This window comes from Pseudomonas hormoni (assembly GCF_018502625.1).
Taxonomy (GTDB): domain Bacteria; phylum Pseudomonadota; class Gammaproteobacteria; order Pseudomonadales; family Pseudomonadaceae; genus Aquipseudomonas; species Aquipseudomonas hormoni.
Genome location: NZ_CP075566.1, coordinates 867,272 through 886,457, shown reverse-complemented (window position 1 = coordinate 886,457; position 19,186 = coordinate 867,272). Strand labels below are relative to the sequence as shown.

Here is a 19,186-nt window from a genome sequence, read left to right as displayed (position 1 = left end):
CTTTTGTGGCGAGGGAGCTTGCTCCCGCTCGGCTGCGCAGCAGTCGTAATACAGCTGACGCGATTAGTCAGTTAAACCGCGATAGCCGATTTGGGAGCGCTTCGCACTCCAGCGGGAGCAAGCTCCCTCGCCACACGGTGTTCACTCAGGAGGGTTATTCGTTATCAAGGCCCTTGCGGCGATACGGGAACACGTCGATCACTTTTCCGCCGCGAATGGCTTCCTGCAGGCTTTTCCAGTAATCGGCGTTGTACAACTCGCCATGCAACTGATCGAACAAGCGTCGCTGACCGGCATCGGCGAACAGGAACGGCGGAAACTCCTCGGGGAACACATCCAGCGGCCCGATCGAGTACCACGGTTCGGATGCCATCTCGTCTTCCGGCGTGCGCGGTTGCGGGATGTGGCGGAAGTTGGCTTCGGTCAGGAAGCAGATCTCGTCGTAGTCATAAAACACCACGCGACCGTGACGGGTGACGCCGAAGTTTTTCAGCAGCATGTCGCCGGGAAAGATGTTTGCCGCCGCCAGTTGCTTGATCGCCAGACCGTAATCTTCCAGCGCCTCGCGCACCTGCGCCTCGTTGGCGTTTTCCAGGTACAGGTTCAACGGCGTCATCCGCCGCTCGGTCCAGCAGTGGCGGATCAACACGGTGTCGCCCTCCACCGAAACCGTGGACGCGGCCACCTCCAGCAATTCTTCCAGGCACGCCGGGTCGAACTTGCTCAGCGGGAAACGGAAGTCGGCGAACTCCTGGGTATCGGCCATGCGCCCGACCCGGTCGACACTTTTCACCAGACGGTACTTCTCGATCACCGTCGCGCGGTCGACGTTTTTCGACGGCGAGAAACGGTCTTTGATGATTTTGAATACGGTGTTGAACCCCGGCAGGGTGAACACGCTCATGACCATGCCGCGCACACCGGGGGCCATGATGAACTGGTCGTCGGTGTTGGCCAGGTGGTTGATCAGCGCCCGGTAGAACTCGGATTTACCGTGCTTGTAGAAACCGATCGAAGTGTACAACTCGGCGATGTGCTTGCCCGGCAGAATGCGCCGCAGGAAACCGATGAACTCCGCCGGCACCGGCACGTCGACCATGAAGTACGAACGGGTGAACGAGAAGATGATCGACACATCGGCCTCATCGGTGATCAACGCATCGATCTGAATCCCCCGCCCTTCGCGGTGCAGCAACGGAATCACCAGCGGCCACTGCTCCTCCCGGGTGAAAATTCGGCCCACCAGGTACGCGCCCTTGTTGCGATAGAGCACCGAGGAAAACAGCTCGACGTTCAGTTCCGGGTCTTTGCACACCCAGTCCGGCAGGTTCTCGCGCAGTTGTGCTTCGAGACGGCGAAGATCGCCCGCCAGGTCGGCGTAATCCTCGCTGAAGCGGTAGTCGGCAAAAATGCTCGCCAGCATGTCGGACAGATGGCCCTGGGGCTTGTACGTGCGGGTCTGTGCGGCGCGTGCCCGACGCAGGCTCGGCCGGGTGGTGTGGATAAACATGCAGCCGTCGCTGATCAGGTCATGGCTGAACAGCCCGCAGAAGATCGAGTTGTACCAGGTCTCGGACAGTTCATCGTCGAAGCGCAGGTCGATCAGGCTGATGTAGGCGCTTTTGACCAGGGGCCAGCAACTGACATCCAGCGTGTCGGTGTCGAAAGCGATGTGCAGGCGGTCGACCGTTTCGCTGACTTTCTCCTCGTACAGATTGATCCGCGCCGCCGAGGCGACCTGCGCCTCCTGCCACTTGGCCTGCTCGAAGCGCGCCCGGGCGCCGTCGGTGATTTGCCGGAAATGCTCGCGGTAATCGTCAAAGCCATCGAGGATCATTCGGGCGATGTCGGCGGCTGGCCATTGCTGCGGCATGGTGAGACCTCTGCGGGAATTCGGAAGGCCTGAGCTTAGCCAGTGAACCGGGTGCAGGAGAAGCGTAATTTCGGCCAGAGAACGGATGAATCGTTCAGGGGCGGAGATTTTTTCGAGTTTTTTTAATCGACCGTTCGGTCAGCAAACAACCTGACAAGTCATCCTTCCGCGACTTAATCGATTCATCTACAGCCCTCTGGTTATCAGGCTTTCGGATCCAATCCACGCTCAGGCAATCGACCTCCGCTGCGTTTTCTGCTTTGCCCCGACGGCCTCCCAGCCTGAAAAGCGCTCCTTACCAAGATGATGGCTGTTTGATATACACCCGCCTCCACCTGCCTAAAAACAAGATCCTCGGTACACGAGGACTACCTCCCAAAATGCCCAAGGAGCACTTTAGATGCCTATAAGGAACATGCGCATAGGTTTGCGCGCGAGCTTGAGTTTTGCCGTGTTGGCCAGCCTTCTGGTACTGGTCGGGCTGTTCGGCCTGGGTCAGATGGCGACCCTGCGCGAGAGCGCGGCGGTCATCGAGGAATCGTGGATGCCGAGCATCGAGAGCATCCATGACAGCGCATCCAACATCGCCACCATCCGCCTGGAATCGTTGCGCTTGATCGCCAACCGCCAGAGCACCGTGCGGGAAAAGAGCAAAGGCATTCTCAGCGCCCAACGCCAGGAACTGCAAAAGCGCCTCAACGACCACAAAACGCTGCTGTCCAGCGACCAGGAACGGGCCATGCTCGACAGCCTGAATGCCGCCGTCGCCAAGTACCTGGCCATCCTCGACCAGATCCTCGCGCAGATCGATGCGGGCCAGGATGACCAGGCCTACGCCCGCCTCAACAATGAACTGGCCCCGCAGGGCAGCGTGCTGGATAAATCCCTGGAGTCGATGATCAGTTTCAATCAGCAAGGCGCCGATGCGGCCGCGGACGCAGCCGCGTTGATGTACCAGCGTGCGCAATGGATCGTCGGCGCAATCATCGTCGTCGCGCTGATCGCCACGCTGCTACTGGCCTGGCTGCTGACGCGCAGCATCACAGCGCCCATCAATCAGGCGTTGCATGTCGCACGCCGGATTGCCTCGGGCGACCTCAGCGGACAGATTGACCGCACCGGCAAGGACGAAGCCGCGCAATTGCTCGACGCCCTCGACGAGATGCAAGGCAACCTGCGCACAACCATTCGCGGCATCAGCGACTCGGCGCGGCAACTGGCGTCGGCTGCCGAGGAAATGAGCTCGGTGATGGAGGAAAGTACCCGAGGCCTGCAACAACAGAACGACCAGATCGAGATGGCCGCCACGGCCGTCACCGAGATGAGCACCGCGGTGGATGAAGTCGCCGCGAATGCCGTGTCCAGTGCCGAAGCCTCCCAGGCGTCGAACGAGGACAGCAAGCACGGGCACGTGCAGGTCAGTGAAACCATCACCTCGATTCAGGGCCTGGTCAGCGAAGTGCTCAGCGCGTCGGAACAGGCCGAGGGGTTGGCGGTTCAGGCGCAGGACATCAGCAAAGTCCTGGAAGTGATTCGCGCAATCGCCGGGCAGACCAACCTGCTGGCGCTCAACGCGGCCATCGAAGCCGCTCGCGCCGGTGAAGCCGGACGCGGCTTTGCGGTGGTGGCCGATGAAGTGCGTTCGCTGGCGCAACGCACCCAGAACTCCACCGAAGAAATCGAGCTGATGATCAACAACATCCAGCACGGCACCGGGGCCACGGTCAGCGCGCTGCAAAGCAGCGCCGAGCATGCCAGCCAGACCTTGCGCCGAGCCAACGGCGCGGGCCAGGCCCTGGAGAAAATCACCGCGTCGATCTCGCAGATCAACGAACGCAACCTGGTCATCGCCAGCGCCGCCGAACAGCAAGCGCTGGTGGCCCGGGAAGTCGATCAGAACCTGGTGAACATTCGCGACCTTTCGACCCAGACCGCCGCCGGTGCCACTCAGACTTCCGCCGCCAGCCAGGAACTGTCGCGGCTGGCGGTCGACCTCAACGGGCTAGTCACCCGATTTCAGATTTAACGGTGGCGAGGGAGCTTGCTCCCGCTTGAGTGCGCAGCGCTCACCTGTTTTTGCGGCCGTTGCGCAGCCCCGCGGGAGCAAGCGCCCTCGCCACAAAAATTGAGTGCCGGTTTTTCGGTTGCCATAGGCAAGGCTCTCGGCAACACTCTCGTCCCCATCAAGGAAGGAGTGCGCCGTGAGCCCTGTCGATACCATTCGTTTACTGTCGCTGGCGGCCATCTGGGGCGCGAGCTTCCTGTTCATGCGCATCATTGCCCCGGTGATCGGCACCGTGCCCACGGCGTTTTTCCGCGTCTCGATCGCAGCGGCGGGGTTGCTGGTGATTCTCGGGCTGATGCGCATCAGCTGGGATTTCAAAGGCAAACTGAAAACCGTGATGCTGCTCGGGGTGATCAACTCCGGGATTCCGGCGACCCTCTATTCCGTGGCGGCCCAGGTGCTGCCCGCCGGTTATTCGGCAATCTTCAACGCCACCACGCCATTGATGGGCGTGTTGATCGGCGGGCTGTTCTTCAGTGAACGACTCACCGCCGCCAAGCTGGGCGGGGTGTTCCTCGGTCTGTTCGGCGTCGGCATCCTGACCCGCGCCGGTCCGGTGGCGTTCGACCTGCAATTGCTGATGGGCGCCCTCGCCTGCCTGCTCGCCACCACCTGTTATGGCTTCGCCGGGTTCCTTGCTCGCCGCTGGCTCGATCAGGCCGGTGGTCTCGACAGTCGTCTTTCGGCACTGGGCAGCATGCTTGGGGCGACTTTGTTTCTGTTGCCGCTGTTCGGTTACAGCGTGATCAGCCAGCCGCCGGCGAGCTGGGGCGGCTGGAGTGTGTGGCTGTCGTTGCTGGGGTTGGGGCTGATGTGTACCGCGTTGGCGTACATTATTTACTTCCGCCTGCTCAGCTCGGTCGGGCCGGTGAAGTCGATGACCACGACCTTCCTGATCCCGCCGTTCGGGGTGTTGTGGGGGGCGTTGTTGCTGGATGAGCCGCTGTCGATGGCGCACATTTATGGCGGGGTGTTGATTGCGGCGGCGTTGTGGTTGGTGTTGAAGACTACGGTGGTGAAGGCTGCAGCGGTGGCTGCCAAGTAGATTTATGGTGGGGCTGATGAAGCCTTCGCGGGCAAGCCTCGCTCCTACAGTACAGTGTCGTTCACGTACTTTGAGCACGACACTAAACCTGTAGGAGCGAGGCTTGCCCGCGAAGGCAATCGCTCAGGCACTACAAAGCCGACTGACTGACCTCCCCATCCACCAACCGCCGAATCCCCAGCGGATTCGCGTTTTGCAATGCCGCGGGCAACAACGCATCCGGATAATTCTGGAAGCACACCGGCCGCAGGAATCGGTCGATAGCCAATGTGCCCACCGATGTCCCCCGCGCATCCGACGTCGCCGGATACGGCCCGCCATGCACCATCGCCTCACACACCTCGACCCCGGTCGGATAGCCATTGAGCAAAATCCGCCCGACCTTTTCCTGCAGCCATTCAGCCAGCCAGCGGTATTCCAGCAGCTCTTCGGCCTCGCCGATCAGCGTCGCCGTCAGTTGCCCGCGCAAACCGTGCAGCGCGGCCGCGAGTTGCGCCTGGTCTTCGACTTCAATGACGATGGTCGTCGGCCCGAACACCTCTTCCTGAAGCAGTTCATCGCCCTTGAGCAACAGGCTGACATCCGCCTTGAACACCTGTGGCTGCGCCTGATTGCCCTGCTGAGGTTTGCCCGCCAGGTGCGTCAGCCCCGGATGTTCGTGCAGTTCGCCCAGGCCTTTGCTGTAGCTGACGAGTGCGCCGGCGTTGAGCATGGTTTGCGCCGGTTGCTGGTTCATGCTGGCGCACAACGTTTCGAGGAAGGTGCTGAACTGCGGTGAGCGCAGGCCGATGACCAGACCCGGGTTGGTACAGAACTGACCGCAACCCAGCGTCACTGAACCGGCCAGTTGCGCAGCGATCTGCTCGCCACGCACCTTGAGGGCCTCGGGCAACAGGAACACCGGGTTAATGCTCGACATCTCGGCAAACACCGGGATCGGTTGCGGCCGGCTCGCGGCCATGTGGCTCAGGGCATTGCCGCCCTTGAGCGAACCGGTGAAACCCACTGCCTGAATCGCCGGGTGCTTGACCAGCCACTCACCGACGCCGCCGCCATAGATCATGTTGAACACGCCGGCCGGCATCTCGGTACGCTCGGCGGCGCGGAAGATCGCGTCCGCCACCCATTCGGCGGTCGCCATGTGCCCGCTGTGCGCCTTGAACACCACCGGGCAACCGGCGGCCAGTGCCGAGGCGGTGTCGCCACCTGCCGTCGAAAACGCGAGCGGGAAGTTACTCGCGCCGAACACCGCAACCGGTCCGATGGCGATGCGGTACTGACGCAAATCCGGACGCGGCAACGGCTGGCGATCCGGCAACGCCTGGTCAATCCGCGCCCCATAGAAATCACCGCGCCGCAGGACCTTGGCGAACAGACGCATCTGGCCACTCGTTCGTCCGCGCTCGCCCTGAATACGACCGGCCGGCAAAGCTGTTTCACGGCATACAGTGGCGACGAAATCATCGCCCAGCGCATCGATTTCATCGGCGATGGCGTCGAGGAAGGCCGCGCGTCTTTCCGCGCTCAGGTTGCGGTAGACCGGGTACGCCGCGGCGGCGGCTTTGGCGGCGGCATCCACTTCGGCTTCAGTGGCCTGGAAGAAAGTGCCGGGCAACGGCTCACCGGTGGTCGCGTCGAGGCTTTGCAGCTGCAACGTGCCGTTGGCGCTGCGGCGACCGCCTATGTAGTTGTGTCCGAGTAGCGTGGTCATAAAGGTGTCCTTGACCGGCGGACAGCGCCGGAGGTTGAAGGCTTAAAGCACGCGAACCTGACCGATGGCCAACGGCTGGGCGCTTTCGCCGATACCGTTTTCCAACGCTGCACCGAACGCATCGAGGCTGATCTGGAAGCGATCGCCCGGTTGGGTTTTCACCCCGTCGGCAAATGACAGCGTGGCGGTGCCGAAGTAATGCACATGGACATCGCCGGGCCGCAGAAACTGCGCGTACTTGAAGTGATGGAATTCGAGGTTGGCGAGGCTGTGGCACATGTTGTCTTCGCCGCTGAGAAACTCTTTTTCCCAGAGGGTTTCGCCGTTGCGGATGATGCGGCTGGTGCCGGCCAGGTGTTTGGGCAACTCACCGACGCGCAGCTCCGGACCGTAGGCGCAGAAACGCAGTTTCGAATGGGCGAGGTACAGGTAATTGCGCCGCTCCATGACATGGTCGGAGAACTCGTTACCCAGCGCATAACCGACGCGATATGGCAGGCCGTCGTCGCCGATCACGTAGAGGCCGGTCAGTTCGGGTTCCTCGCCAGCATCCTCGGCAAACGGCGGCACCGGGAAATCCGCGCCGGGGCGCACGACGATGCTGCCGTCACCCTTGTAGAACCACTCCGGTTGAGCACCGACCTGACCGGCGGCGGGTTTGCCCCCCTCAAGGCCCCACTTGAAAATGCGCATGGTGTCGGTCATGCCGGCTTCAACGGCGCCGTCCTGCTGATGCATCTTGTCTCGCGCCGAAGCGCTGCCCAGATGGGTCAGGCCGGTGCCGCTGATCAGGCAATGGGCCGGGTCTTCGTGGTCCAGCGGCGGCAGGACCTGGCCCTGCTGCAACAGCTGCGCGTAATCCGGCCCAGGCTCGGTGCCGCGCTGGGCAACTTCGTCTTCCAGGCTACGTTGGGCGCGGATCGCCGCGAGTGCCAGTTCACGGGTGCTGCGGGTGCCTTTCAGCACCTGGACCTGTGAGCCTTCGACAACGCCGACCTGGCGCTCACCGGCAGAGTTTTCAAATTGAATCAGGCGCATGACGGCCCTCCATAAAGTCGGGGATTTGGGTCACTCGATGATGTTGAAGTCGCTCAAATACTCATCGGAGATTTCCAGGCCCAAACCTGGCGTGTTGTCGTCGAGCTGGATGTAGCCGTTGACCGGTTGCGGCTCGCCCTTGAATACGTAGTAGAAGAGTTCGTTGCCGACCTCGACGTCGAACACCGGGAAGAACTCGGCCATTGGCGAGGCGGTGGTGGACATGGTCAGGTGGTAGTTGTGCATCTGCCCGGCGTGAGGGATCACCGGCACCGACCAGGCCTCGGCCATGGCGTTGATCTTGCGCGCGGCGGTGATGCCGCCGACGCGGTTGGTGTCGTACTGGATCACGTCGACGGCGCGGCGTTCCAGCAGGTCTTTGAAGCCGTACGAGGTGAACTCATGCTCGCCACCGGAGATCGGCATGATCCCCATTTTTTTCAGCTCGATGTAGCCTTCGATGTCGTCGGCGATCACCGGCTCTTCGAGCCAGCGCGGTTCGAATTCGGCGAGTTTCGGCAACATGCGCCGCGCATATTCCAGGGTCCAGCCCATGTAGCATTCGAGCATGATGTCGATGTCCGGGCCGGCCAGTTCACGCAACGCCCGCACTTGTTCGATGTTCTTGCGCATGCCCGCCGGGCCGTCTTTCGGGCCGTAGCCGAAACGCATTTTCAGCGCGGTGAAACCCTGGTTCAGATAGCCCTGGGCTTCTTCGAGGAACAGGTCGAGGTTGTCGTTGGCGTAGAGCTTGGAGGCGTAGGTCCAGATCTTTTCTTTAGTGCGGCCGCCGAGCAGTTTGAACACCGGTTTGTTGACGGCTTTGCCCATGATGTCCCAGATCGCGATGTCGATCGCCGAGATCGCCGCCATGCCGATGCCTTTGCGGCCCCAGGCGTGGCTCTGGCGGTACATCTTCTGCCAGATGTATTCGTTGTCGAACGGGTCTTCGCCAAGCGCAATCGGCGCCAGGTACGTGTCGATGATTTCCTTGGCCACACGCGGCGCCAGGGCGCAGTTACCGATGCCGACGAGTCCGGTGTCGGTCTCGACTTCCACCACCAGCCAGCCGTGGAAACGGAACGAGCCCATGGCGTCGCCGCGCTCGAACAGGATGTCGCTGGCGTTGGTGCAGAAGTGCGCTTGCGGCGGGACGACTTTGCCTTTCCACTCGAAAACGCGGGTACGGATAGCTTTGATTTTCATGGGTACGGATTCCTTGCGCTGCCGGCTTTTTGTAGTTGTTTGAGTCGTGTGCGCAGAGCCGCTCGGGTGGCGGGGTCCGGCATTCGATGGAGCGACTTTAGCCAGCGCTTGGGGGGTGCGGATAATCACTTCTGCACATCCGTCGATAACCTGGAGTGATCGCAAAAACGAGTTATCAGGTAGATCGGGTTATCAGCCGCAACGCAAAAAAATGTGGGAGCGAGCCTGCTCGCGATGACGGCATGACAGACACCCTTGAAGCGACTGTCAGATCGCTATCGCGAGCAGGCTCGCTCCCACAGGGGGATTGCGTTGTTTCAGTAGGTGTTGGCGCCCATCCGGCACGCGATCTCGAACGCCTGGCGGATTGCGCCGACATTGGCCTTGCCCTGGCCCGAGATATCAAACGCGGTGCCGTGGGCCGGCGTGGTAATCGGAATCGGCAAGCCACCCTGCACCGTCACCCCACGGGAGAAGCCCATCAACTTGATCGCGATCTGCCCCTGGTCGTGGTACATCGTCACCACTGCGTCGAAGGCGCTGGCATCGCCCTGAACCTTGAGGAAAATCGTGTCGCCCGGGTACGGACCTTCAGCCGCAATCCCCAACGCCTGCGCCGAGCGAACCGCCGGGCCGATGATGTCCAGCTCTTCGCGACCGAACGAACCGTTGTCGCCGTTGTGCGGGTTCAATCCGCAGACGCCGATGCGCGGTTTTTCCAGGCCGTTGCGCTTGAGCGCGGTGTCGATCAGCTGGATCGCTTCCACCACCCGCGCTTGAGTCAGCATGCCCGGCACCTCGGCCAGCGCCACATGCGACGTCACTCGCGACGTCCACAGATTGTCGAGCACGTTGAACTCGCAGAACGGCCCGTGGAAATCCAGCAGCTCGGCGAACCAGTGCAGCTCATCGTTGTGGGCCATGCCGGCCATGTGCAACGAGGTCTTGTTCAGCGGCCCGAACAAGATGGCATCGGTGGTGCCGGCCTCGGTCAGGCGCAGGGCTTTTTCCAGGGTGTCGAGGCTGTACCGGCCGCCGATGACACTGGCTTCGCTGCGCGGGAACTCACCGATCGTATCGCCGCGAAAGTCGTAGAACAGCGGCGTGTCATCGACAAATGACAGCTGATCCAGCGACTCCACACGACGGTAAGGAAATTCCACCCCGGCGATGCGCATGCCGCGACGCATTTCCGCCTCGTCGGCAATCAGGATCACGTTGGCCTGGCTGCGAACCTGAGGTTCCGCGAGCAGGCGTGCGATCAGTTCCGGGCCGATGCCCGCCGGGTCGCCCAGGACCATGGCGATGGTTGTCTTGTTCATGCTTCACTCCTCAAGGGTTCGGGCCATGTACGGTCAATGGCGCAAGGCTCGCAGCGATAAACCCGCTGCGCGTTGCTGTAGAACAGGCGCTCCTGATCCGCCCACGGCAGGTCAGCAACGATGGATTTGAAACCGCTGTAGATGTCGTCGAACGAGCCGCACAGGCTGTCCACGGGAAAATTGCTGGCGAACATCACCCGATCGGTGCCGAACATGGCGATCACTTCGCGCACGATCCACGCATTGTCCTTGGCACGCCATGCCCGCCCCGCCACGCCCAGGCCGGAAATCTTCACCTGTACGTTCGGCCACTCGGCCAGCCGCGCCATTGCCAGGCGCCAGCCTGCCAGGCCTTCGGCACTGCGGTCATTGGGCAAACCGGCGTGGTTGAGAATCAGGGTGGTGCCGGGAAAGTCCCGGGCCAGCCGTTCGGCCTCGTGCAGGTTCCACCAGGGCGTCTGCAAATCGAAATGCAACCCCAGCCCTTGCAATGCGGCGTAGCTGCGGCGCCAGTGTTCGTCGCTCAGCAGGCTGCGCACATGGCCAACCTGCGCGGGCGAAGTCGGTCCGCCGGGCTTGTGGCGCACGCTGCGCACGCACTTGAAACTCGCTTGCTCGCTGAGCACCGCGAGGGCGTCCGGATGATCGAGCCAGGCTTGCGCAACGATCGCATTCGGCACGCCGTAACGGGCGGCGAGTTGCTCGATGAAACGGGTTTCGCCGATCGGGTCTTGCGGGTCCCATTCGGTCTCGATGTACACCGTTTTCACGACGTTATGCGGACCGGCATCGACGAAATAATCGTCGGGAAAATAGCGCCGCTTGATCGCGTTGTAATCACCGTAGCGGAACGGGATGCTGGCCTCGGGCGCGAGCCACGGATGGTGATTGATCGTCGGATCCCAGAAGTGATGATGGGCGTCGATGATCGGGCCGTCATACATTTTAGTCATGCCGCACCTCGTCGAGGCTGATGAACAATGTGGCGAAAACAAAGACGGCCGAGCACGCGGCGAAGAACCCCAGCACCGGTGCAAAACCACCGGCCATTTGCAGGATCACGCCGACCAGAATCGGCACCGCGATACCGCCCGTGCTGCCAGCCATGTTCATCACACCGCCGATCAACCCAACTCGCGCCGGTGCCGCCAGCAATGCCGGGAAGCTCCAGTAGAGGCTGCCCCACATCAGGAAAAACGCAGTCATGGCCAACAGCGCCACGGCGGCAAAAGGGTTAGTCAGGGTCGGCAGCAACAGAAACGCGCCGAGGGCTACCAGACCGGAAAATGCCAGCAGGCTCTTGACCGCGACCCCGCGACTGACGCCCTTGCGGATCAGCCCGTCGCAGAGGAAACCACCGGTCAACGAACCCAGCGCGCCGCACACGAAAATCACGAACGTCGCAGCGCCAATGCCCTTGATATCGAAGCCACGGGCCTGGGCCAGATAACTCGGGCCCCAGGTCAGCAACCCGAAATACACCATCGCCCAACTGGCGCGTCCGATGAGCAATCCGCTCAGGGAACGGGCGGCGATGCCGAGGCCCTTGACCTGCACACGTGCCGCTTCGGCAGCAGGCGTCGCGCGCCCGGCGTTGATCTTCTCCAGTTCTTCGGCATTCACTTGCGGGTGACTGGCCGGGTCATCACGCAGATACCGCCGCGCCAGCCAGGCCAGCACCAGCGTCGCGATACCGGCGATTACAAACGCCAGGCGCCAGGAGTCCAGCGAAGCAATCAGGTAGGCAATGATCAACCCGCCGAGCGCCACGCCCAGCGGGCTGCCACTGTCCATCAGCACGGCGCCGCGACTGCGTTCGCTCGGCGCCAGCCACAGGGAAATCAACTTGCCACCGGACGGGAACAACGGCGCCTCTGCGGCACCAAGTGCGACGCGGGCGAACAACAATGACAAGCCGCCCGTGGCGAATGCCGCCAGCACTTGAAACGTGCCCCACAATCCGGTGGACCAACTGATGACCCGGTGCGGCCCGAAGCGATCGATCATCCAGCCGCCAGGAATCTGCAGCAATGCATAGGCCCAGAAGAAGCTGCTGAGGATCAGCCCTTGCATGCTCGGCGACAGGGAAAATTCATGGGCGATGGTTGGCATCGCAATCGACAGCGACACCCGATCAATCAGGTTGACCATGGTCAGCGCGAAGATGATCGCGAAGATCCGCCAGCGCACACTGCTGGCCTTGGTCGTGCCGGTCAGCGGTGCGGCCGCGGCGGCGGGCTGGGCAACTGCGCCGGGCAGATGCAGGGAAGCACTGGGACGAGCCATGGTGCGTACCTCGATTTATTATTTTTGTGTGGAGCAACATTTGCCGTTTTGAAACTGTAGGAGCGAGCTTGCTCGCGAAAAACGTTAACGATTAAGCGGTTTTTCTGGCGAATCGCGGCGCTCTTGAGTTCATCGTCGGAACGCCGCCCGGAGACAAGCTCGCGCCTACAATTAAATTGCGTTTTAAGGCGGCGTTGGTAAGCACTATCGAAGGCTCAGTGATAACCGTCTAATCAAAGATTGAAATAAGGCGATAGCCTCGGGTTATGTCACGCCCTGCTTTCAGGGGGCTTTCAATGGGCAGCGCCTACCCTGACTTTCCTCTCAAACCGCTCTGGCGCAAAGGCCTTGGCGATCATGGCGATATTTGCCCTCCAGACCTATAACCGCAGGCTATCGGTGTATGTATTGTTTTGACTAGACGCGGGGTCGGAGGCTTCCCACACTCAGGCCAGGCTTGCAGCTTTTGAACACCGACAAGTCACTCATAACAACTACAAAAAACGAGGCCTTCCATCATGCGAAATGCATTCGTCCGTCGCACATCCCGTCTATTTCTTGGCTGCACGCTGATCGCCGCCGGAACCCTTCCCGCACTCGCTCACGCCGCCTGGCAACCGGACAAGAACGTCGAAATCGTCGTTGCCGGTGGTCCCGGCGGCGGCACCGACCAACTCGGCCGGCTGATCCAGTCGATCATCACCACCCACAAGTTTCTCGACGTGAATACCATCGTCCTCAACAAGGGCGGCGGCAATGGTGCCGAAGCCTTCCTCGACCTGAAAATGAACAAGGGCGATCCAGAAAAACTGGTGATCGGCACCAACAACATCTACCTGTTGCCGCTGGTGTCCAAGCTCGGCTATCAATGGCAGGAACTGACCCCCGTTGCCGCCGTGGCCGAGGACGACTTCATTCTCTGGAGCTACAAGGACGCGCCGTGGAAGGATGCCAAAGGCTTCTACGCAGCGGTCAAGGCTGACCCGTCGAACCTGCGAATGGGCGGCAGCCAGTCCAAGGATGTCGACCAGACCCTGACCCTGCTGCTGAACCAGACCAACAACAGCAAACTGGTGTACATCCCGTTCAAGAGCGGCAGTGAAGCCGCGACCCAACTGGCCGGCAAACACATCGCCGCCAACGTCAACAACCCCAGCGAAAGCATCAGCCAATGGCGCGGTGATCAGGTCGAACCGCTCTGCGTGTTCAGTAAAGAGCGGATGAGCTATACCGAGAAGGTCGCTGGCGACAAATCCTGGGCCGATGTGCCGACCTGCCACGAACAGGGCCTGGGCATCGATCAGTATCGCTTCCCGCGCACAGTGTTCATGCCCGGCGAAGTCACCGCCGAGCAGCGGGCGTTCTATGTCGAGCTGATGCGCAAAGTCACCGAGACCCCGGAGTTCAAGGCCTACGTGAAGCAGAACGCGCTGGTGCCGACCTTCCTCGAAGGCGAGCCGCTGACCGCCTACATTGAGAAAGATACCGCCCGCGTCACCCCGGTGTTCAAAGAAGCCGGCTGGCTGAAAAACTGAGTTGCCCACGGCCGTCCGCCTGCGCACGGCCGTCACCTCTGGAGGTGTCTTCATGTCCCATTCTTCGGATTCACCGGCACTGGTCGGTACCCACTGGGTCGAACTCGGTCTGGCCATCTTCACCGCGCTGATCGGCGTGGTGGTGATGTTCGGCAGTATCGAACAAGGTATCGGCTGGGGCGATTCCGGCCCCGAGCCGGGTTACTTCCCCTTCTACATCGGCCTGATGCTGAGCGCCGCGAGCGTGGCCAACGGCGTATGGACCCTGGTGCGCTGGAAAGCCCTGAGCATTTCATTCGTCAGCCGCAGCGCGTTCAAACAAGTGCTGTCGGTGTTTATCCCGATTGCGCTGTTCGTTGGCGCCATGCCGTTCACCGGCATCTATATGGCTTCGGCCTGTTTCATTGCCTGGTTCATGTGGCGTGACAAGGTTCGCGCCAAGCCTTACGGCAAGTTGATGATCGGCAGCGTATCCCTCGGCGCGGTACTTGCCAGCTACCTGATTTTCGCGCTGTGGTTCAAGGTCCCGCTGGATGCCGGCCCGATGGGCGACTGGATTACTCTGGCCGGGAGAAGCTTCAAATGAGCGAATTCGATTCCCTGCTGCAAGGCATGAACCTGATCCTGACCCCGGGCCATATCGGCCTGATGGTGATCGGCGTACTGCTGGGCATTCTGGTCGGCGTTTTGCCTGGCCTCGGCGCCCCCAATGGCGTGGCATTGTTGCTGCCACTGACGTTCACCATGTCGCCGGTGTCGGCGATCATCCTGCTGTCGTGCATGTATTGGGGCGCGCTGTTTGGCGGCTCGATTACCTCGATCCTGTTCAACATACCCGGCGAACCCTCATCGGTGGCGACGACGTTTGACGGCTACCCGATGGCCCGCGAGGGTCGAGCCGCCGAAGCGTTGACCGCTGCGTTCAGTTCGGCGCTGATCGGCGCGCTGGCCGGGGTGTTGTTGCTGACCTTCCTGTCGACGAAGATCGCCGCATTTGCCATGTCGTTCAGCTCACCGGAGTTCTTCGCGGTCTACCTGTTGGCGTTCTGCACCTTCATCGGCATGAGCAAGAACCCACCGCTGAAAACCGTGGTGGCGATGATGATCGGTTTCGCCATGGCGGCGGTCGGCATGGACACGGTGTCCGGCAACCTGCGTTTGACCTTCGACCAGCCAACCCTGATGACCGGGATCAGTTTTGAAGTGGCCGTGATCGGGCTGTTCGGTATCGGCGAAATCCTCTGCACCGTCGAGGAAGGCCTGGTGTTTCGAGGCGAGCATGCGCGCATTACGCCGATGATCATCCTGCGTACCTGGGCGAAGTTGCCGCGTTACTGGTGGACGATTGTGCGCAGCACGCTGGTCGGTTGCTGGATGGGCATCACGCCGGGCGGCCCGACGGCGGCCTCGTTCATGAGCTACAGCCTGGCGCGGCGCTTCTCGAAAAACCACGAGAACTTCGGCAAGGGTGAACTCGAAGGCGTGATCGCCCCGGAAACCGCCGACCACGCAGCCGGCACCAGCGCCCTGCTGCCCATGCTGACGTTGGGCATTCCCGGTTCTGCCACGGCGGCAGTGATGCTCGGCGGGTTGATGATCTGGGGCTTGCACCCTGGCCCGACGCTGTTCGTTGAGCAGCACGATTTTGTCTGGGGCCTGATCGCGAGCATGTACCTGGGCAATGTGGTGAGTCTGATTGTGGTGTTGGCCACCGTGCCGCTGTTCGCCTCGATCCTGCGCATTCCGTTCTCGATCATTGCGCCGATCATCATCATGGTCTGCGCCATCGGTGCTTACTCGGTGCACAACTCGTTCTTCGACGTGGTGCTGATGCTGGGCTTCGGCGCGCTGGGTTATCTGTTCAAGAAACTCGGTTACCCGATTGCGCCGCTGGTGTTGGCCGCCGTTCTGGGGGACAAGGCTGAGGATGCGTTCCGTCAATCGATGCTGTTTTCTGACGGGCATTTGGGGATCTTCTGGTCCAACCCGTTGGTGGGTTGCCTGACCACGGCAGCGCTGCTGATGCTGTTCTGGCCGCTGATTTCCAAGGCACTGGGCGCCCTGACGGGCTTGCGCAAACCGCCCGTCGCCAAGACCAAATCGGTGCTGTGACATAGCAATGCTGGCAACGCCTGACATTTGTTGTCAGGCTTGCCGCAGTCTTTCATGCGAGCGCGGCCCATGACCCGAATTCCTGATGCCAATGTGATCCACAGTCGACTGCGTCTGCGCCAACTGCGGCTGATGCTGGCGCTGCAGGAATTCGGCTCGTTGCGCCGCGCTGCCGATCACATCGGCATGACCCAACCGGCGGCGACCAAGATGCTGCACGAAGCCGAGGACTTGCTCGGCGTCGAGTTGTTCGAACGCCTGCCTCGGGGCATGCGCTCGACTCCATTCGGGGAAACCGTCATCTACTACGCGCGCATGGTGTTTGCCGAACTCAGCGGCATGCGTGAAGAACTGGTCGCACTGCAATCCGGCAACCTTGGGCGGGTCGCCGTCGGCGCGATTCCGGCGTTGGCCTCGGGGTTGTTGACCCGCACCATCGCCACCTTGAAGAAAAGCCATCCACGGTTGTCGATGAGCATTCAGGTCGACACCAGTGACGTTTTGGTTCAGGCACTGTTGCAGGATCAACTCGACATCGTGCTGGGGCGGATTCCGGTCGGTGCGAGGGCCGAAGAATTGCTGTTCGACAGCCTCGGCGAAGAGGCGTTGTGCGTCATTGCCGGGGCGCAGAACCCGTTGGCGCAGGAGAAACACCTGAGCTGGGCGGAATTGCAGAACATGACCTGGGTGCTGCAACAGCAACCGAGCCCGATGCGTGCGATCATCAATCAGGTGTTCCACAATGCACGGGTCGACATCCCCAGCAGCATCGTTGAAACCACGTCGATCATGACCTTGCTCTCGTTGATCCAGCAGACTGACATGCTTGGCGTTACGCCGGTGTCGGTGGTCGAGGATTATCCGGGGCGGGATTTGCTGGCGGTGTTGCCGATCAAGTTTGAAGCGCGGTTGCCGCCGTATGGGTTGATTACCCGGCGTCATCGGATTCAATCGTCGGCGATGCAGGCGTTTATGAATTCGGTGCGGGCGGAGCATGCTTTGACCAAATAACATGGGTTTGTTAGTCGGGGTACATATCCGTTGTTTTGGTTACGGCGGCTATTGGTTCCGCTTTTACAGCGGGTTACTTGGAAGAGCGCCAAGTAACCAAGCGCCTGCGCCCCTGACGTACGGTGGCTCGCCTAGGCTCGCCATGCCCTCGCTCCGGTCCTGCTCCGTGGGCCCGCCGCCATCGGCCATCCATGGCCGGGGGCGGCTAACCCGGCATCCATGCCGGGTTGCCCACTGCGCAGAACCTGCGCTCGGCCTTCCGACGGGGCAGATCAAGATCAAAAGCCAAAGCGAGGCGGCCTGGTAGCCGACGTGATATCGGTCAAGGCCATCGGTGGTGAACACCCATCTCATGCCCGCCAAAAATCCCCTGTGGGAGCTAGCCTGCTAGCGATGGACGTCCAGACACCGCGTTCATTCAGACCGCACGCGTTATCGTTAACGACCATCGCTAGCAGGCTAGCTCCCACAGGGGGAATGCATATATTCGAAGAGCCAGGTCGGCCCGAAGGCCGCCTCGCGGTGCTGTGGTGGTGCACGCCCTATATCGAGAGGCTTCGTTCCGGTTCTGCGCAGTGGGCACCGCGGCAAGGATGCCGCGGTAGCCGCCCCCGGCCATGGATGGCCGATGGCGGCGGGCCCACGGAGCAGGACCGGAGCGAGGGCATGGCGAGCCTTAGCGAGCCACCGAACGAAAGGGGCAAAAGCCCTTGGTTACTTGGGGCTCTTCCAAGTGACTCGCCGTAAGGGCGAAACCAATAGCCGCCGTTACCGCAGCAACGGATATGCCCCCAACCGCTTTACCCCGTCTTACGAAACACAAACCCCAATCCAACAATGATCAACACCATCCCAAGCATGCTCAACACCGCCAGTTTGTTACCAAAAAACAGATAGTCCATCACCGCAGTCACCCCCGGCACCAGGTAAAACAGACTGGTAACGTTCACCAAATTACCCCGTGCAATTAGCCGATACAGCAGCAACGTCGCCAGCACCGACACCACCAGCCCCATCCACAACACCGGCACGATGAAACCAGTGCTGTGTTCGAAATGAAACGGCTGGAACGGCACAAAGATCCCACACAGCAACAACCCCGCGAGGTACTGCACGGGCAATGTGCCGAGGGGATTTTCAGTGATGCGTTTCTGCATGATCGAACCGAACGTCATGCTCGCCAACGCCAGCAAACCGAAGAGCATCCCCGCCAGCGACATACCCGCCAGACCAATGCCCTGGTAAACCACCATGACCAGACCGGCCAAGCCCAGGGTCAGACCGAACATTCGGCTGGCTGAGCGCTGCCGCTCCATGATCACTACCGTGAGAATCGGCTGCACGCCCATGATCGTGGCCATCACACCCGGCGTGACTTTCAGGTCCAGCGCCAGCAGATAGAAAATCTGATAAGCCCCCAACAACACCACACCCGTGGCCATTGCATACAGCATCGGTTTGCCACGCTTGGGCAGTTTCAGCTTGAGCAACGGCACCAGCAGCACCAACCCACACAGAGCGATGGCAAAGCGAATCAGCAGAAAAGCGAAGGGTGACGCGTGTGCCAGCCCCCATTTGGAGAAGATCGCCCCGCTGCTCCACAGCAGGACGAACAGGCTCGTGGACGCCGCCGCGAGCGCGGATTTTTTCGAAAGGACAAACATGAAGACCACCTGTAGTCAGGCAAAAAGCCAACTCAGCCGAAGCTGAAATTCAGTAGTTTTTTCAGGCGGGCACAGGTCACAGCAAAGAGAAGCTGATCAGCCCGAAACGCCAACGCCCGGCGGTGATACGACTGCGTACACCGGCGTGCTACGGACAGGTGGGGGGTAATGACTGATCTGCGCAGGCTGCTGATTCCCGCACGGCAAGACGCCAGCGTTGACCGCTGAATCGACTACCGCGTTGATGAGGGATGCAGGCATGGGCTGATCTTTTTTTGATGAGGAGGACGGTGGGTGGGAAATCACCGAGCGCCGACT

The 19,186-nt window shown here is 61.2% G+C and carries 15 protein-coding genes; 6 read left to right on the top strand and 9 right to left on the bottom strand.

The genetic code is table 11. The features are described from left to right. Nucleotides 1–154: 154 nt before the first annotated feature. The gene (gene aceK / locus KJF94_RS04105) at nucleotides 155–1,873 is read right to left on the bottom strand and encodes a bifunctional isocitrate dehydrogenase kinase/phosphatase (RefSeq protein WP_214381368.1); all 1,719 of its coding nucleotides are present in this window, start codon (nucleotides 1,871–1,873) and stop codon (nucleotides 155–157) included. Nucleotides 1,874–2,273: 400 nt separating this feature from the next. On the opposite strand from aceK, the gene KJF94_RS04100 reads away from it, so the two are divergent. Both KJF94_RS04100 and KJF94_RS04095 read left to right on the top strand, forming a co-directional pair. Continuing rightward, nucleotides 2,274–3,899 carry a methyl-accepting chemotaxis protein gene (locus KJF94_RS04100; RefSeq protein WP_214381367.1) on the top strand — a complete coding sequence of 542 codons (1,626 nt, stop codon included), beginning with the start codon at nucleotides 2,274–2,276 and terminating at the stop codon, nucleotides 3,897–3,899. Nucleotides 3,900–4,074: 175 nt separating this feature from the next. Further along, nucleotides 4,075–4,983, top strand: a complete 909-nt coding sequence (locus tag KJF94_RS04095) for a DMT family transporter (protein ID WP_214381366.1) — start codon at nucleotides 4,075–4,077, stop codon at nucleotides 4,981–4,983. Nucleotides 4,984–5,113: 130 nt separating this feature from the next. Here KJF94_RS04095 and KJF94_RS04090 read toward each other — a convergent pair whose 3' ends face one another. The 6 genes from KJF94_RS04090 to KJF94_RS04065 form a co-directional block, all read right to left on the bottom strand. Beyond that, a complete protein-coding gene (locus KJF94_RS04090; RefSeq protein ID WP_214381365.1) occupies nucleotides 5,114–6,694 on the bottom strand; it encodes an aldehyde dehydrogenase (NADP(+)) in 1,581 nt (526 codons plus the stop codon). Nucleotides 6,695–6,736: 42 nt separating this feature from the next. Then, the gene (gene araD1, locus KJF94_RS04085) at nucleotides 6,737–7,732 is read right to left on the bottom strand and encodes an AraD1 family protein (RefSeq protein WP_214381364.1); all 996 of its coding nucleotides are present in this window, start codon (nucleotides 7,730–7,732) and stop codon (nucleotides 6,737–6,739) included. Between the two features lie 30 nt (nucleotides 7,733–7,762). Further along, nucleotides 7,763–8,938, bottom strand: a complete 1,176-nt coding sequence (locus KJF94_RS04080; protein WP_214381363.1) for an L-rhamnonate dehydratase — start codon at nucleotides 8,936–8,938, stop codon at nucleotides 7,763–7,765. 317 nt (nucleotides 8,939–9,255) lie between these two features. Beyond that, nucleotides 9,256–10,260, bottom strand: a complete 1,005-nt coding sequence (locus KJF94_RS04075) for a 4-hydroxythreonine-4-phosphate dehydrogenase PdxA (protein ID WP_214381361.1) — start codon at nucleotides 10,258–10,260, stop codon at nucleotides 9,256–9,258. Further along, a complete protein-coding gene (locus tag KJF94_RS04070) occupies nucleotides 10,257–11,213 on the bottom strand; it encodes an amidohydrolase family protein (protein WP_214381360.1) in 957 nt (318 codons plus the stop codon). Before KJF94_RS04070 ends, KJF94_RS04075 begins: the two co-directional genes overlap by 4 nt. Continuing rightward, nucleotides 11,206–12,546, bottom strand: coding sequence for an MFS transporter (locus tag KJF94_RS04065; RefSeq protein ID WP_214381359.1), 1,341 nt, complete (start codon nucleotides 12,544–12,546; stop codon nucleotides 11,206–11,208). Before KJF94_RS04065 ends, KJF94_RS04070 begins: the two co-directional genes overlap by 8 nt. A 518-nt stretch (nucleotides 12,547–13,064) precedes the next feature. Between KJF94_RS04065 and KJF94_RS04060 the strand changes: the two genes are divergently transcribed. The 4 genes from KJF94_RS04060 (at nucleotide 13,065) to KJF94_RS04045 (ending at nucleotide 17,204) form a co-directional block, all read left to right on the top strand. Beyond that, a complete protein-coding gene (locus tag KJF94_RS04060) occupies nucleotides 13,065–14,081 on the top strand; it encodes a Bug family tripartite tricarboxylate transporter substrate binding protein (RefSeq protein ID WP_214381358.1) in 1,017 nt (338 codons plus the stop codon). Between the two features lie 52 nt (nucleotides 14,082–14,133). After that, nucleotides 14,134–14,667, top strand: a complete 534-nt coding sequence (locus KJF94_RS04055; RefSeq protein WP_214381357.1) for a tripartite tricarboxylate transporter TctB family protein — start codon at nucleotides 14,134–14,136, stop codon at nucleotides 14,665–14,667. Further along, the gene (locus tag KJF94_RS04050; protein ID WP_214381356.1) at nucleotides 14,664–16,193 is read left to right on the top strand and encodes a tripartite tricarboxylate transporter permease; all 1,530 of its coding nucleotides are present in this window, start codon (nucleotides 14,664–14,666) and stop codon (nucleotides 16,191–16,193) included. The genes KJF94_RS04055 and KJF94_RS04050 overlap by 4 nt, the downstream gene beginning before the upstream one ends. Before the next feature lie 69 nt (nucleotides 16,194–16,262). Next, a complete protein-coding gene (locus tag KJF94_RS04045; protein WP_214381355.1) occupies nucleotides 16,263–17,204 on the top strand; it encodes a LysR family transcriptional regulator in 942 nt (313 codons plus the stop codon). Nucleotides 17,205–18,004: 800 nt separating this feature from the next. Here KJF94_RS04045 and KJF94_RS04040 read toward each other — a convergent pair. Both KJF94_RS04040 and KJF94_RS04035 read right to left on the bottom strand, forming a co-directional pair. Then, nucleotides 18,005–18,868, bottom strand: a complete 864-nt coding sequence (locus tag KJF94_RS04040) for a DMT family transporter (protein ID WP_214381354.1) — start codon at nucleotides 18,866–18,868, stop codon at nucleotides 18,005–18,007. A 96-nt stretch (nucleotides 18,869–18,964) separates the two neighbouring features. Then, a complete protein-coding gene (locus KJF94_RS04035; RefSeq protein ID WP_214381352.1) occupies nucleotides 18,965–19,129 on the bottom strand; it encodes a hypothetical protein in 165 nt (54 codons plus the stop codon). Between the last annotated feature and the right edge of the window lie 57 nt (nucleotides 19,130–19,186).